Annotated in this window: 13 protein-coding genes and 1 tRNA gene; 10 read left to right on the forward strand and 4 right to left on the reverse strand. The window is 71.3% G+C overall.

Annotated elements, in window-relative coordinates:
- The first annotated feature begins 76 nt into the window (after nt 1-76).
- A complete protein-coding gene (gene pdxR, locus C8E83_RS01175; protein ID WP_170159809.1) occupies nt 77-1,564 on the forward strand; it encodes a MocR-like pyridoxine biosynthesis transcription factor PdxR in 1,488 nt (495 codons plus the stop codon).
- A 97-nt stretch (nt 1,565-1,661) separates the two neighbouring features.
- Here pdxR and C8E83_RS01180 read toward each other — a convergent pair.
- The 3 genes from C8E83_RS01180 to C8E83_RS01190 all read right to left on the reverse strand — a co-directional run bounded on the left by C8E83_RS01180 (nt 1,662) and on the right by C8E83_RS01190 (nt 5,287).
- Nucleotides 1,662-1,735: transfer RNA gene (locus tag C8E83_RS01180), tRNA-Pro, on the reverse strand.
- Between the two features lie 46 nt (nt 1,736-1,781).
- Nucleotides 1,782-2,735, reverse strand: a complete 954-nt coding sequence (locus C8E83_RS01185) for a metallophosphoesterase (protein ID WP_121368052.1) — start codon at nt 2,733-2,735, stop codon at nt 1,782-1,784.
- Nucleotides 2,732-5,287 carry a transglycosylase domain-containing protein gene (locus C8E83_RS01190; RefSeq protein WP_121368053.1) on the reverse strand — a complete coding sequence of 852 codons (2,556 nt, stop codon included), beginning with the start codon at nt 5,285-5,287 and terminating at the stop codon, nt 2,732-2,734. The genes C8E83_RS01185 and C8E83_RS01190 overlap by 4 nt, the downstream gene beginning before the upstream one ends.
- Before the next feature lie 51 nt (nt 5,288-5,338).
- Between C8E83_RS01190 and sp36 the strand changes: the two genes are divergently transcribed.
- Together sp36 and C8E83_RS01195 are read left to right on the forward strand one after the other, a co-directional pair.
- Nucleotides 5,339-5,497, forward strand: coding sequence for a Sp36 family protein (gene sp36, locus C8E83_RS19355; protein ID WP_170159810.1), 159 nt, complete (start codon nt 5,339-5,341; stop codon nt 5,495-5,497).
- Entirely contained in the window at nt 5,494-5,967 is a 474-nt protein-coding gene (locus C8E83_RS01195; RefSeq protein ID WP_121368054.1) for a RidA family protein, read from the forward strand. Before sp36 ends, C8E83_RS01195 begins: the two co-directional genes overlap by 4 nt.
- Before the next feature lie 30 nt (nt 5,968-5,997).
- Here the strand turns inward: C8E83_RS01195 and acs are convergent, their stop codons facing one another.
- Nucleotides 5,998-7,953, reverse strand: coding sequence for an acetate--CoA ligase (gene acs / locus C8E83_RS01200; protein WP_121368055.1), 1,956 nt, complete (start codon nt 7,951-7,953; stop codon nt 5,998-6,000).
- A 395-nt stretch (nt 7,954-8,348) separates the two neighbouring features.
- On the opposite strand from acs, the gene C8E83_RS01205 reads away from it, so the two are divergent.
- The 7 genes from C8E83_RS01205 (at nt 8,349) to tmk (ending at nt 15,169) form a co-directional block, all read left to right on the forward strand.
- Nucleotides 8,349-9,440, forward strand: coding sequence for a TadA family conjugal transfer-associated ATPase (locus C8E83_RS01205; protein ID WP_121368056.1), 1,092 nt, complete (start codon nt 8,349-8,351; stop codon nt 9,438-9,440).
- Nucleotides 9,441-9,471: 31 nt separating this feature from the next.
- Complete coding sequence (locus C8E83_RS01210; protein ID WP_170159811.1) at nt 9,472-10,401, forward strand: type II secretion system F family protein; 930 nt, start codon at nt 9,472-9,474, stop codon at nt 10,399-10,401.
- An 87-nt stretch (nt 10,402-10,488) separates the two neighbouring features.
- On the forward strand, nt 10,489-10,695 hold the full coding sequence (locus C8E83_RS01215; protein ID WP_121368058.1) for a DUF4244 domain-containing protein: 207 nt from the start codon (nt 10,489-10,491) through the stop codon (nt 10,693-10,695).
- Complete coding sequence (locus C8E83_RS19360; protein WP_170159793.1) at nt 10,692-11,024, forward strand: TadE family type IV pilus minor pilin; 333 nt, start codon at nt 10,692-10,694, stop codon at nt 11,022-11,024. Before C8E83_RS01215 ends, C8E83_RS19360 begins: the two co-directional genes overlap by 4 nt.
- Before the next feature lie 2 nt (nt 11,025-11,026).
- Entirely contained in the window at nt 11,027-11,374 is a 348-nt protein-coding gene (locus C8E83_RS01220) for an Rv3654c family TadE-like protein (protein WP_245981324.1), read from the forward strand.
- Between the two features lie 229 nt (nt 11,375-11,603).
- On the forward strand, nt 11,604-14,549 hold the full coding sequence (topA, locus tag C8E83_RS01225) for a type I DNA topoisomerase (protein WP_121368059.1): 2,946 nt from the start codon (nt 11,604-11,606) through the stop codon (nt 14,547-14,549).
- A complete protein-coding gene (gene tmk / locus C8E83_RS01230) occupies nt 14,549-15,169 on the forward strand; it encodes a dTMP kinase (protein WP_121368060.1) in 621 nt (206 codons plus the stop codon). Before topA ends, tmk begins: the two co-directional genes overlap by 1 nt.
- Nucleotide 15,170 lies beyond the last annotated feature (1 nt).

The raw sequence follows: 15,170 nt of genomic DNA on the forward strand, positions 1-15,170 counted from the left end.
TCGGGGGACACCGCGCTACAGTCGTTGCCGGACCACTTCCCGGTGCGTCTCCTGCGCGAACGAGAGGACCACCCGCGTGCCCGTCCGCAAGAGCTCCGCCGTGGCCGACCGCATTCGGGCCCGGATCCACGACGGCAGCCTGCGCGAGGGCGACCTCGTGCCCTCCACGCGGGCGCTGGCCGCGGAGCTCGGGGTCTCGCGCGGCACGGTCGTGGCGGCGTACGAGCAGCTCGACGGCGAGGGGTATCTGCGGGCGGCGCCGGGGGCGGGGACCCGGGTGCTCGCGGCCCCTGCCGCTGCTCCTGCGACCCGGGAGCCGTCGGGCCCCGATGCCGTGTCCGGGGCCGCGGCAGTCGAGGTGCCCGCTTTCCGGATCGATCTGAGCCCGGGTGTGCCGAACGTGCGGGCGATCAGCGAGCGCGACTGGCGATCGGCCTGGCGGCACGCGGCCGCGCAGCCGTTCGAGAACCGCTTCTCGCCCGCCGCGGGCACGCCCGAGCTGCGGCGTGCGGTCGCCGCCCAGCTCAGCGTCTCGCGGGGCGTCGACGCCACGGCCGACGACGTCGTGATCACGTCGGGCACCTCGGAGACGCTGTCGCTCGTGGGGGAGGCCCTGCGGGTGCGGCTCGGGCGGGCTCCGCGGATCGCCGTGGAGGACCCCGGCTACCGCACCGGCCAGCGGGCGCTCATCAGCGCAGGGGCATCGGTCGTCGCGGTCCCGACGGTCGAGGGCGGTCTCGACGTCGCCGGACTCCGTCGCCTCCACGAGGCCGAACCGGTCGACGCGGTGATGGTGACGCCGAGCCACCAGTACCCGCTGGGCGGCAGCCTGCCCGTCGCGCGCCGGCTGGACCTGGTCGAGTGGGCCGCCTCGGCCCGGGCGGTCGTCGTCGAGGACGACTACGACAGCGAGTTCCGTCACCGCGGCGACCCGCTGCCGGCGCTCGCCAGCCTCGACCGTGCGGGCGTCGTCGTGCACGTGGGGAGCTTCTCGAAGACGTTCGACCCTCGGCTCCGGTGCGGGTATCTGATCCTGCCCCGGGTGGAGGCGGTGAGGCAGGCGCTGCTGGACGCGCGGACCGCGCGAGGGCCCGCGGTGGGGGAGCCCGTGCAGCACGCGGTGGCGCAGCTGCTGACGTCGGGGGCGTACCGGCGGCACCTGGGCCGGGCGCGCCGCGACTACACGCACCGGCGCGACCTGATCGCGGCCAGGGCGGCGCGGCCCGATGTGAGGGCCGCGGGCGTCGACGTGCGGGCGCTCGAGGGCGGCCTCCACGCGGTCGTGTCGTGGGCGGCGACGGGACCGTCCGCGGCGTCGGTGCTGGCGGCGCTCGCGGCGCAGGGCATCAGGGCGCAGGATCTGACGGTCTACCGCCTGACGCCCTCCCCGTCGTCGCGCCCTGCCCTCGTGGTCGGATACGCGCCCGTCCCCACTCCTGCCCTCCTCGAGGCTCTCGCCGCCCTCCGCGCGCTCCTCGCCGCCCCCCCGTTAGCCCCCGCCCGCACGAGCCACTTCCGGCAGGCCGGCGAGCGAAGCGATGCCCCCCCGAGTAACTCCCGGTAGGCCCGCAACGAGCGCAGCGAGTTGCACGTCGGCGGAGCCGACCAGACAAGCACAACGAAAAATTGGCTAGACCCAATAGGTCTAGCCAATTCTTTCGTCGGGGTAGCGGGATTTGAACCCACGACCTCCTCGTCCCGAACGAGGCGCGCTACCAAGCTGCGCCACACCCCGAGGTGTGTCGTCGTCTCGAGCCGGGGCTCGAAGCGACTCCACTACTTTAGCCCATGTTCGGACCGGTCAGTGTCACCAGGACGGCTTCGGGCGGGCAGGCGAACCGGAAGGGTGCGTAGATCGAGGTTCCGATGCCGGCGGAGACTTCGAGGCGGGCCGAGTGGAGTGCGTGGTTCCAGGTGCTGAGGCCTTTGACCTGGTCTCGGGGGATGTCGCAGTTGGTGACGAGGGCGCCGTAGCCGGGCACGCACACCTGGCCGCCGTGGGTGTGGCCGGCGAAGATCATGTCGGCGCCGTTGGTGACGAACGAGTTGAGCACGCGCTGGTAGGGGGCGTGGGTGAGGCCGATGCTGACGGCGCGGGGCCCGTCTTCGTCGTCCCAGCCGACGTTCTCGCGCAGGTCGTCCAGGATCGCGGGGACTTTGTCGAGCCGTGCCCAGCCGCGGTGGGCGTCGTTCACCCCGAAGAACTCGAAGCGGCTGCCCTTGAGCTCGAGCGCGTGGGCCGCGTTGTTGAGCGACAGCCAGCCGGAGTCGTCGAAGTACGCGGTGAGGCGGTCGTTGTCGAGCATGGTCGGCTTCTGGCCGGCCCGGCTGGGGCCGCCGAAGTAGGTCAGCGGGCTCTTGAACGTCGGCGCGATGTAGTCGTTGGAGCCGTGCACGTAGACGCCGGGGATTCCGCGGAACGGTTCGAGGGCGTATTCGAGCGCCTCGTAGGCGTCGATGTGCCCGAGGTTGTCGCCGGTGTTGACGATGAGGTCGGGTTCGAGGACGGCGAGTTCGCGCAGCCAGTCCTGCTTCTCGTGCTGCCACGGGGCCATGTGGATGTCGGAGAGGTGGAGGACGGTGATGGGTCGCGACCCGGCGGGCAGGAGCTCGACGGTCTCTCGGCGCACGTGGAACCTGCCGCGCTCGACGAACGTTCCGTAGGCGAACGCTGCAGCTGCTCCTGCGGCCATGAGGGTCGCTGCGCCGAGCGCGGTCTCGCTGCGGCGGGTCATGTGCAGTTCCCCGGGTCGGTGCCGGCGGTGCCGCCGCCGACGGTCAGCTGGATGGCGGTGTCGGCCGCGGCCTGACTGCCGCCGGCCGGGGTGGACGACTGCACGTCGCACTTCTGACTGTCGTCGGACTGCGCGTAGGTGACGGTCACCTTGGACGTGTCGAATCCGGCGCTCGAGAGTGCGCTCTCGGCGTCTTTCAGCGTCTGCCCGGTGACGGTGGGCACGGAGGTCGTGGCCTGGGAGCCGTCGCTGGGGTTGATCTGCACGCGCGTGCCCTGGGCGACGCTGACGCCCGCGGCGGGGCTGGTCGTGGCGATGTCGCCCTGCGGCTGCGACGAGGCGACGGGCGAGCCGATCGTGTAGCCGAGGCCGGCTGCGATGAGGGCGTTCTCGGCGTCGGTGGTGCTCATGCCCGTGACGTCGGGAACGGTCACGCCGGTGGTGCCGTAGATCTCGTCCTGCGGCGGATCGGTGAAGTCGCCGCCCTTGTAGAGGGTGTCGTTGACCGTCGCGATGGCGTTGAAGAGCGATGCGCGCGACGAGGCGTACTGTCCGTGCGGGCCGTACTCCTGCCGGAGGCTGGTCTTTCCCTCGATGTTGCCCATCCAGGTGACGGTGGTGAGCGCCGTGTTCGAGCCGATGAGCCAGATCTGGTCGGCGGCGTCGGTGGTGCCGGTCTTGGCGAAGTACTGACCGCCGTTGCCGGGGTCGGCGCCGACGGCCGTGCCGCCGCCGGTGAGCGTGCCCTTGAGCGCGTAGACGACACCGTGCGCGACGTCGGCCGACATGGCCCGCTTGCACGACTTGGGCTGGCCGCCGAGGTCTTTGCCGGTCGAGTCGATCGCCTTGTCGACGAGGATCGGCGAGCAGTAGACGCCGTTGTTGGCGATTCCGGCGTACGCGGCCGCCATCGTGAGCGGCGCGATGTAGTTCGTGCCGAGCACCGACGACGGGTTCGCCTCGAGCTGCGCACCGGTCTTGGCGGGGTGCACGCCGAGCGACTCGGCGGTCGTCTTGATGTCGCAGAGATCGAGGTCTTGCGCCATGGCGACGAAGGCCACGTTGACGGAGAGGGCGGTGGCGGTCATCACGCTCATGTTGCCGCGGATGTAGCCCTCGTCGTTCTTCGGCGAGTACGGCGGGCTCGGCACGATCTTCTTTCCGCACTGCGTGAACGGCGAGAAGGTGCGCGGTGTCGCGTCGACGTACTCGTTGAGCCCGTGGCCCTTCGCGAGCCAGTCGGCGAGCGTGAACGCCTTGTAGGTCGAGCCGGTCTGGAATCCGCCGGAGTTGCCGTAGGCCTCGTCGGTGGAGAAGTTGAGGGAGGTCTGGGTCGAGTTGCCGGAGCCCGCCGTGTAGTTCTTGTTCTGGGCCATGACGATCACGCGCCCCGTGCCCGGCTGCACCGAGTCGACGACGCCGCCGAGGTCGAACCTCGTCTCGGTGTTCGGGGCGTAGGAGTCGATCTGCGACTTGGCGTTGGCGGTGAGGTCGAGGTTCAGCGTCGTGTAGAGCTTGTAGCCGCCGGTCTTCCAGTTCGCCTCGCGCTCTTTGGTGGTGGAGCCCAGGAACGAGAAGTTGCCCACGTTGCGCTGCACGTAGTCGCAGAAGTTCTGCGCCCCGGGCCACGTCACCGCCGCGCAGCCCTGGGTGGGCGGTGTGAGCTTGACGTACTTGGCGGGGCTGATCTTGAGGGCCGCGTCGTAGTACTTCTGGTCGATGTCGCCCTCCTGCAGCATCGACTTGAGGATCACGTTGCGTCGGCCCTCGTTGGCCGCGTAGTTCTTCGGCGTCGACAGGTTGCGGCTCGTCGGGAACTGCACGATCGCGATGAGGCTGGCGGCCTCGATCGGCGTGAGGTCTTTCGCGCTCTTGTCGTAGTAGTGCTGTGCGGCTGCCTCGACGCCGTAGGCCTGGTCGCCGAAGTAGGCGATGTTGAGGTAGGCGAGCAGGATCTCGTTCTTCGTGTACTTCTTCTCGAGCCCGATGGCGAGCTTCATCTCCTGGAGCTTGCGGGTGATCGAGGTGTCGGTCGCCTCGGCCGACAGAGCCTTCTGCTCGGCGATGGTCGGCGCGTTCTGCGCCTGCGCGAGGCGGATGTTCTTGACCAGCTGCATCGTGAGCGTCGACCCGCCGCCCGCAGCGCCGAGGCCGCCGGTGACCGAGCCGATGCCGGCGCGGATGATCGAGGTGAGGTCGACGCCGCCGTGCTCGTAGAAACGGCGGTCCTCGCCGTCGACGGCCGCCTTCTTGAGGTTGTCGGAGACGTTGTCCCAGGTGTCGTTGACGCGGTTCTGGTCGTAGAGCGTGGCGAAGGCGACCTGCTTGCCGCCGGCGGTGGCGTAGAGGGTGTTGCGCTGCTGGAGCTGGCCGATCGAGATGTAGTCGGGAAGGCTGTTGAAGATGCCGACGGAACTGGACGCCGTGACGCTGCCGACCGCGAGAGCCGGGGTCACGCCGATGGTGACCAGAAGGCCGGCGAGGGCGCTGAAACCGACGAAGCCGAGGACGGCTCCGACGACAGACGTGGGCCTCTGTTTTGGGGCAGACATAGGATCAGGGTAAGTGATCGACCACACCGCCTGACTGAACGGACACCGAATATGGTCCTCTGGGAGTACTTCACGGCCCCCCTCATCAACCACAACACGACCGCGATCCTGAACAACTTCGGGTCGGAGGGGTGGGAGCTCGTGACGGTCCTCCAGAGCCCCGAGGGCGCCCTCGTCGCGTACCTCAAGCGACCGGTGCAGCAGGCGTGACCGGCGCCGTCGAGGCGCGCATCGCGTCGCTCGGCCTGACGCTTCCGCCGGTCGCGGCTCCCGCCGGCTCCTACGTGCCCGCCCTCCTCTCACGAGGCGTCGTCTACACGGCCGGGCAGTTGCCCTTCGTCGACGGAGCGCTCCCGGTCACCGGCAAGGTCGGCACCGCCGACGGCCTCGTCGACCCGGTCAGGGCGCAGGAGCTCGCGGCACAGTCCGCCCTCAATGCCCTGGCCGCTGCGAAGAGCGTCCTCGGCGACCTCGACCGGGTCGTCCGCGTCGTGAAGGTCACCGGGTTCGTCGCCTCCGACCCGTCGTTCACCGGGCAGCCCGGCGTGATCAACGGCGCCTCGGACGTCCTGGCGCAGATCTTCGGCGAGGCCGGTCGTCACGCCCGCAGCGCCGTGGGTGTCGCGGTGCTGCCGCTCGACTCGCCGGTCGAGGTGGAGCTGGTCCTCGAGGTCGAGTAGGTCCGCTTCTGAGCGCCCGTCGCTTCGCTCCTATCCGACGCGGATGGCCTGCATGACGGTGGTGTCGGCGAGGGTGGTGGTGTCGCCGATCTCGCGGCCCTCGGCGACGTCGCGGAGGAGGCGCCGCATGATCTTGCCCGAGCGGGTCTTCGGCAGCTCCTGCACGATCATGACCGTGCGCGGCTTGGCGATGGCGCCGATCTCGTGCGCGACGTGGTTCCGCAGCGCGGCCGCGGCTTCCTCCGGAGTCATGGTGTCGGCCTGCGAGGCGCGGAGGATCACGAACGCGACGACGGACTGACCGGTGGTCTCGTCGGCGGCGCCGACGACGGCGGCCTCGGCGACGATCGGGTGAGAGACGAGCGCGGACTCGATCTCGGCGGTCGAGAGCCGGTGGCCGGAGACGTTCATGACGTCGTCGACGCGGCCGAGGAGCCAGATGTCGCCGTCGTCGTCCTTCCGGGCGCCGTCGCCGGCGAAGTAGACGGAGCGGCCGAACTTCGACCAGTAGGTGTCGACGAACCGCTCGGTGTCGCCCCAGATGCCGCGCAGCATGCTCGGCCAGGGCTCGGTGATGACCAGGAGCCCGCCCTCGCCGTCACCCACGGGCACACCGTGGTCGTCGACGACGTCGACCGCGACACCGGGCAGCGGCACCTGCGCGGACCCCGGCTTCAGCGTCGTGACGCCCGGAAGCGCGGAGATCATGATCGACCCGGTCTCGGTCTGCCACCAGGTGTCGACGATCGGTGTGGCGCCTGCGCCGATGACGTCGCGGTACCAGACCCACGCCTCGGGGTTGATCGGCTCGCCCACGGACCCGAGGAGGCGCAGCGAGGAGAGGTCGCGGGAGGCGGGGATCTGCCGGCCGGTCTTCATCGCGGCGCGGATCGCGGTCGGTGCCGCGTAGAAGATCGTGACGCCGTACTTCTCGATGACGTCCCACCAGCGGCCCGGCACCGGGCTGTCGGGGGTGCCCTCGTAGATGACCTGGGTGGCGCCGTTGGCGAGGGGGCCGTAGACGACGTAGGTGTGCCCGGTGATCCAGCCGATGTCGGCCGTCGACCAGTACACGTCGGTCTCGGGGTGCAGGTCGAACACGTTCCTGTGCGTGTACGCGGCGCCGGTGAGGTACCCGCCGGAGGTGTGCAGGATCCCCTTCGGCTTCCCTGTGGTGCCGGAGGTGTACAGGATGAAGAGGGGATGCTCGGCCTCGAACGCCTGCGCCGTGTGCTCGGCGGCCTGCTCCTGCATCAGGTCGTCCCACCACAGGTCACGGCCCGAGGTGAACGCGACGTCGTTGCCGCCACGCTTCACGACGACGACCTTCTCGACGGTGGAGGGGCCGTGGACGGTCGCGTCGAGGGCCTCGTCGACCGCGGGCTTCAGCGGCGACACGACGCCCTTGCGCCAGCCGCCGTCGGCCGTGATGAGCACCTTCGCGCCGGCGTCGTCGACCCGCGAACGGATCGACTCGGCGCTGAACCCGCCGAACACGACCGAGTGGATCGCGCCGACCCGGGCGACGGCGAGCATCGCGACGATCGCCTCGGGGATGAGCGGCATGTAGATGACGACGCGGTCGCCGTCGCGGACACCGAGGCCTTCGAGCATGTTCGCCGCCTTCTTCACCTCGGCAGTGAGCTCGGCGTAGGTGATTGACCGGGAATCGCCCGGCTCTCCCTCCCAGTGCAGGGCGACGCGGTCACCGCGGCCCGCCTCGACGTGCCGGTCGAGGCAGTTGTAGGCGACGTTGAGGGTGCCGTCGGCGAACCACTTCGCGAACGGCGGGTTCGACCAGTCGAGCACCTCGGTGAACGGCTTCTCCCACGACACCAGCCCACGCGCCTGATCCGCCCAGAACCCGAGCCGGTCGGCCCTCGCCCGCTCGTACAGGCCCGCGTCCGCGACCGCGGAAGCCGTGAACTCGGCATCCGGAGCGAAGCGGCGGGTCTCGGTGAGGAGGTTGTCGATGTTGTCTGGCATGGGTTCCTTCTCGCGTCATTGCGTGGCTGTCTCGAGGCTGTCGAGGCGCGACTGTTCGCCCCCGGCGTCTCGCCTGTCGAACAATACTCTGGGAAGGACGTTGCGACTCCTTGCGCCCGGCGCGCTTTGGGGTACACTCATCGGAGTCGAACTCGTTTCGACGGGCAACGCACACGATTCCCCCCAATCGCGCGTTGCCGTGGCGGCGCCCGTTCCCCCCAACTGGCGCCGCCCCTCTCTTTTAACCGGCATGCCTCGAAGCCTGCCTTCTGCGGCCCTGCGAGACGCGCCTCGCGGTGATGCGCCTCTCCTCCACAATCGGCGGAAAGACGGGCGCTTTCGGCCACGGGTGTGCAGAACCGTCTGCCGCCCGCCCTCGCGACCTACCGTCGAGCATGTCCAGCACGACCGCACCGCACTCCACCGTCTCGCGTCCTCTCGATCGCGCCGAGCCGGGTGATCCGTTCGTCGTCGACCCTCGGGGCGGCACGCCGGGCGGCAGGGGGACAAACGTATGGCGCGGGGTACAGTCGCCCGCCACGCGGGCGGTGCCGGCGCAGTTCGGGCCGCTCGCCGGGGTGCTCGGGGATCCTGCCCTCACCGACCTCTTCGTGAACTCGACGGGCGACGTCTGGGTGGTCCGCGGCCGGGGCGCAGAACCGGTCGCGTCGCTGCGGCTCGATCGCGACGCCGCTCACCGCCTCGCGACCGGTCTCGTCTCGCTCGGCGGCCGACACGTCGACGAGGGCACGCCCTGCGCCGATGTCCGGTTGGCCGACGGCGTGCGCGTGCACGTGGTGCTGCCGCCCATCGCCCAGGGTGGCGCCGTGGTGTCGGTCCGGGTGCCGGGCGTGGGGATCCTCGACCTCGACGATCTCGAGCGACGCGGCCTCTTCGACCTCGTCGACCGCTCGACGGTGCAGGGCCTCATCGCGCGGAGGGCGAACCTCCTGATCACGGGCGCGACCGGCACGGGCAAGACGACGCTGCTCGCCGCGCTCCTCGGCAGCGCGCCGCCGCACGAGCGCATCGTCACGCTCGAGGACGTCGCAGAGCTCCGCATCGACCACCCGCACGTCGTCGCTCTCGAGGCCCGGCAGGCCAACCTCGAGGGCCGCGGCCGACTCGATCTGGCCCAGCTGGTCCGCGAGGCGCTCCGCATGCGGCCCGACCGCCTCGTCGTCGGCGAGTGCCGCGGCGTCGAGCTGCGCGAGATGCTCACCGCCCTCACCACGGGGCACGACGGAGGGGCCGGCACGCTGCACGCCTCAGGCCTCGGTGCCGTGCCCGCCCGCCTCGAGGCGCTCGGGGCCCTGGCGGGCATGGGGCCCGAGACCCTCGCCCGGCAGGTCGTCGCCGCATTCGACGCGGTCGTCCACCTCGAGGCGTTCCCGACCGAGACCGGGGCGACAGGGCGCAGGATCGCGGGGCTCGCCCGGTTCGCGCTCGACGGCCGAGATCGTCTGCGCGTCGAGACGGAGGCCTGAGGTGCTGCGACGTGGGGTGACGGATCGGCTCGTGCTGTGGCGTGGGGCGCGAGCGCGCGGCGCCGGCGGGCTCGGCGCCGCCGATGCGCTCGAACGCCTCGCCGTGCTGCTCGAGGCAGGCGTGGGGCCGGGCGCGGCCTGGAGACATCTCGACGACGGCGGGGGCGGTGCGTGCGCCCGGGCGGCGCGAGCCGCGGCGGGCTCTCTGGTGTGCGGCGAGCCGGCTGCTCCTGCGATCTCGGCCGCGGCGATCGACGAGTCGTGGCGCCAGGCGGCGGCCGCGTGGCAGGTCGCCGAGGCCAGCGGCGCACCGATCGGGCCGGCCCTGCGGTCGATGTCGGCGAGCCTCCGGGCGCAGGAGCAGACGCGGCACGACATCGACACAGCTCTCGCCGGCCCCCGCATGTCGTCCCGGGTCGTGCTCGCGCTGCCCGGGGTCGGCGTGCTGCTCGGCCTGATCCTCGGGCTCGACGGTCTCGGCCAGCTCGTCGCCCGCCCCCTCGGCTGGGCCCTGATGGTCGCGGCGGCCGCCCTCGTCGCCGTGGCGCACCTGTGGAACTCGCGTCTGATCGCGGCGGCCGAGCCCCCGGGCGCCGTCGCGGGCCTGGAGCTCGAGCTGGTCGCCGTCGCGATCGGCGGGGGAGGAGCCTGGGACGTTGCGCGGCGCCGGGTGGCGGACGCCCTGCAGCAGCACTGCCCGGCGTCGCTCGACGAGGGGGACTCCGCCGCGCTCGGCGAGGTGATGGCGCTGTCGCGTGCATCCGGCGCCCCGGGGGCCGAGCTGCTGCGGTCGGTCGCGGCCACGCGGCGGCGCGAGGCGCGGGCACGGTCCGCGGAGGCGGTCGAGCGGCTGGGAGTGCTGTCGATGCTGCCGCTGGGGGTGTGCATCCTGCCCGCCTTCGTCCTGGTCGGGGTGGTGCCGCTTGCCCTGTCGCTCCTCTCCTCCCCAGGCGGCGCGTGACGGCGGACTCTCCACAGATCGTGCTCGCCGGCCACGGGCGGGTGGCCCGGTACGGGAGCGTGGAGGCACCTCGACGAAAGGATTCCGATGACCTTCTTCTCCTCTTCTCCAGACCGCGGGGCGCGGGCCGGCCAGGGCGGCTGGCGCGACGACACCGGCGCGGTCACCGCCGAGTACGCCGTCGTGCTGCTGGCCGCGGTGGCGTTCGCCGGGGTGCTCGCGGCGATCCTGCGCTCCGGCGGTGTCCAGGGGCTGCTCACCGATCTCGTGCAGAAGGCGCTGTCGGGAGTGTGAGCGGTCACGACGAGGGCACGGCGACCGTCGAGTTCGCGCTCGTCCTGCCCGCGGTGGTGCTCACGCTCGCCGCGGCGCTCGCGGCGCTCGGCGCGGCGGGGCATGCGATCCGTCTCGCCGACGCCGCCGGGCTGGCCGCCCGCGCCGAGGGGCGCGGCGACGATGCCTCGGGGCGCGCCGCCGTCGCGAACCTCGCGCCGGGGGCACGCATGGCGGTCGACCGCGGCACGCTGGTCTGCGTCCGGCTCGACGACACCGCGCGGCTGGGCCCGCTGCCCGTTGCCGTCCCGCTCTCGGCGCGCAGCTGCGCGGCCGCCGACGGAGGCTGACGGTGGGCGTCGTCCTCGTCGCGGTGGTCGGCGCGGTGCTGATCGTGACGACGGGTGTGCTGGGCGCGGCCGGGATCCTGGTCGAGCGGCACCGTGTCGCACAGGCGGCCGACGCTGCCGCTCTCGCCGCCGCCGACGCCGCGTCCGGCCTCGTCGCCGGGCGGCCCTGCGACCGTGCGGCCGAGGTCGCCGGGGCCGTCTCGGTGGGCGTGGCCGACTGCGTCGTCGACGGCTCGACCGTCACCGTCGTGGCGTCGTCGGGCCCTTCCCTGATCCCGATCGCGGTGGCCGCCACGGCCGGTCAGCCCGTGTCCGCCGACAGCGGAAGCACTGATGATTCCAAGAAATGAAGACCAAGACCCGGGCTCTGTGTGTGTATGGTGTGCCTGTCGGGTGCGCCGACAGCGCGGCTTCCACCGGTCCGCGTGGCGACGAGGCCGAAGGCCACCCGTCGGCCGTGGCATCGTCCCGGCTCCGTCTCAGTCGGGCCTCGCGTTCCGTCTGATCCGGGCCACCGCGATTCCCTCGACCTATCGTCTGCGCCCGTCGCAGGCAGTCCTCTTACATTCAAGGAGTCCCGTGCCAGGCACCAAGAAGCTGGTCATCGTCGAGTCGCCCGCCAAGGCGAAGACGATCGGGCAGTACCTCGGCAGCGGCTACGAGGTCATGGCCTCGGTCGGCCACATCCGCGACCTCGTCGAGCCCAAGAACCTCCCGGCCGAGCTGAAGAAGGGGTCGCTGGGCAAGTTCTCGGTCGACGTCGAGAACGGCTTCGAGCCGTACTACGTCGTGTCCGACGCCAAGAAGAAGACGGTCGCCGACCTCAAGCGCGCCCTGAAGGGCGCCGACGAGCTCTACCTCGCCACTGATGAGGACCGCGAGGGCGAGGCCATCGCGTGGCACCTGCTCGAAGAGCTGAAGCCCAAGGTGCCGGTCAAGCGCATGGTGTTCCACGAGATCACCAAGGACGCCATCCAGAAGGCGCAGGAGAACACGCGAGAGCTCGACACCGCTCTCGTCGACGCCCAGGAGACCAGGCGCATCCTCGACCGCCTCTACGGGTACGAGGTCTCGCCCGTTCTCTGGCGCAAGGTGGGCCCGGGGCTCTCCGCCGGCCGCGTGCAGTCCGCCGCCACCCGCCTCGTCGTCGACCGCGAGCGCGAACGCCTCGCCTTCGTGTCGGCGAGCTACTGGGACCTCTCCGCGATCTTCTCTCCTGAGACCGAGCGGTCGCCGTTCCCGTCGCGCCTGGTGCGCGTCAACGGGACGCGCATCTCGTCGGGTCGCGACTTCGACGACCGCGGCGTGCTCACCAGCGACGCCCTCACCCTCGACGGCGAGACCGCGCAGGCGCTCGCCGAGGCGCTCTACCGCCCGGGCGTCGGCGTGCTCGTGCAGTCCGTCGAGTCCAAGCCCTACACCCGCCGTCCCGCCGCGCCGTTCACCACGTCGACGCTGCAGCAGGAGGCAGCCCGCAAGCTCCGCTTCTCGGCCCGCCAGACGATGAGCGTCGCGCAGTCGCTCTACGAGAACGGCTACATCACCTATATGCGAACCGACTCGCCGGCGCTCTCGCAGCAGGCGGTCGACGCGGCGCGGTCCCAGGCCAAGCGCCTCTACGGTGCCGACACGGTGCCCGACAAGCCCCGCGTCTACACCGGCAAGAGCAAGAACGCTCAGGAGGCCCACGAGGCCATCCGCCCCTCCGGCGACACGTTCAAGACCCCGTCCGAGCTCGAGAGCATCCTGCGCGGCAACGACTGGAAGCTCTACGACCTCATCTGGAAGCGGACCGTCGCCTCGCAGATGGCCGACGCGAAGGGCTCCACGGCGTCCGTCGTGGTCGCCGCCACGACCCTCGAGCCCGTCACAGGCATCGCCCAGGGCCCGGCGTCGCCGGCCTCGGGCACCCTCGCCGAGTTCGTCGCGACCGGTACCGTCATCACCTTCCGCGGCTTCCTCGCCGCCTACGAGGAGGGGCGCGACGAGGACCGCCACGCCGCCGACAACGCTCCGGCCGACGCGAAGCTCCCGCAGCTGACCGAGGGGCAGACGCTCTCGGTCGACGACGTCGAGGCCAAGGGTCACGACACCTCGGCTCCGCCGCGCTACACCGAGGCCAGCCTCGTCAAGACCCTCGAAGAGCTCGGCATCGGTCGCCCGTCGACGTACGCGGCCATCATGTCGACCATCGTCGACCGCGGCTACGTGACCCCGCGCGGCACGGCCCTCGTTCCGAACTGGATCGCGTTCTCGGTCGTCCGCCTCCTCGAGGACTACTTCGCCGACCTCGTCGAGTACGACTTCACCGCCAGCATGGAGGACGACCTCGACCTCATCGCCGGCGGCGAGGCCGACCGCGTCGACTGGCTCAACGGCTTCTACTTCGGCAACGACTCGCATCGCGGGCTGCGGAAGGTCATCGACAACCTCGGCGAGATCGACGCTCGCGACATCAACTCGATCCCGCTCGGCGAGGGGATCACGCTCCGCATCGGCCGCTACGGGCCGTACCTCGAGGCGCCCTCCGACGACCCCGAGACACCGCGCCGCGTGAATGTGCCCGAAGACCTCGCACCCGACGAGCTCACTCCCGCCAAGGCACGCGAGCTCATGGACGCTCCCGTCGTGGGCGACCGCGTGCTCGGCCTCAACCCCGACACGGGCAAAGAGGTCATCGTGAAGGACGGCCGGTTCGGCCCCTACGTCACCGAGCGCGTGCCCGAGGCCGAGCCCGAGATCGCCGTCGACTCCGAGACCGGCGAGATCATCGAGACCGCGGCCGAGGCCGACGCCAGCGCCGCAACCGCCGCCGAGGGCACCACCCTGACGAAGGCTCCCGCTCGCAAGAAGGCCGCTCCGAAGAAGGCCGCCGCGCCGAAGGAGCGTACGGCGTCGCTCTTCAAGTCGATGGCGGTCGACACGGTCGACCTCGACACGGCGCTCAAGCTGCTCGACCTGCCCCGCACGGTGGGCGCCGACCCCGAGTCGGGCGATGAGATCCTGGCGCAGAACGGCCGCTACGGCCCTTACCTCAAGAAGGGCACCGACACCCGGTCGCTCACCAGCGAGGACCAGATCTTCGACATCGACCTGGCCGGCGCTCTCGAGCTCTACGCGCAGCCCAAGTATGGCGCCCGGCGCGCCTCGAGCGCCCTCAAGGAGTTCGAGCAGCCCGACCCGGTCAGCGGCAAGGCGATCAAGATCAAGGACGGCCGCTTCGGCGCGTACGTCACCGACGGCGAGACCAACGCGACGATCCCGCGCGGCGAGACCGTCGAGGACGTCGACTACGACCGAGCCGTCCAGCTGATCGCCGACAAGCGCGCCAGGGGCCCGGTCAAGAAGGGCGCCGCCAAGAAGGCTCCCGCCCAAAAATCGACGGCGAAGAAGCCCGCCGCGAAGAAGACCACGACGACCGCGGCCGCGAAGAAGACCACCACGGCCGCGAAGAAGCCGGCCACCCGGCGTGCTCCCGCGAAGAAGACCGGTCTGCCGACGACGCAGGCGCCCGAGTCCGACTAGTGGCGAGTCTGTTCGTCACGCTCGAGGGCGGGGACGGCGTCGGGAAGTCGACGCAGGCCGCGCTCCTGGAGTCGTGGCTGATCGACCAGGGGCAGACGGTGGTGCGCACCCGCGAGCCCGGCGGCACGGACCTCGGCGGAGAGATCCGCCAGATGGTCCTCCACCGGCGCGGCCACATCGCCGAGCGCGCCGAAGCCCTTCTCTACGCGGCCGACCGGGCTCACCACGTCGCCACCGTGGTGCGGCCCGCACTCGAGCGCGGCGAGGTCGTCCTCCAAGACCGCTACCTCGACTCGTCGGTGGCGTACCAGGGCGCCGGCCGCGTGCTCGACCCCGCCGAGGTCCGCGACCTGTCGCTCTGGGCGACCGAGCGGCTCCTGCCCGACCTCACCGTGCTGCTCGACCTCGACGAGGCGGCCAGCCGCCGCCGACTCGACGCCGCCCGCACCGAGTACGACCGACTCGAGGCCGAGTCCGACAGCTTCCACGCCCGCGTGCGTGCCGCCTTCCTGGGGCTCGCCGCCGACGAGCCCGAGCGCTTTCTGGTGCTCGACGCGACCCGCTCGATCGACGACCTCCAGGCCGAGATCCGGGCCAGGGTCGCGACTATGCTGGGCTGAC

This window comes from Frondihabitans australicus (assembly GCF_003634555.1).
Lineage (GTDB): Bacteria > Actinomycetota > Actinomycetes > Actinomycetales > Microbacteriaceae > Frondihabitans > Frondihabitans australicus.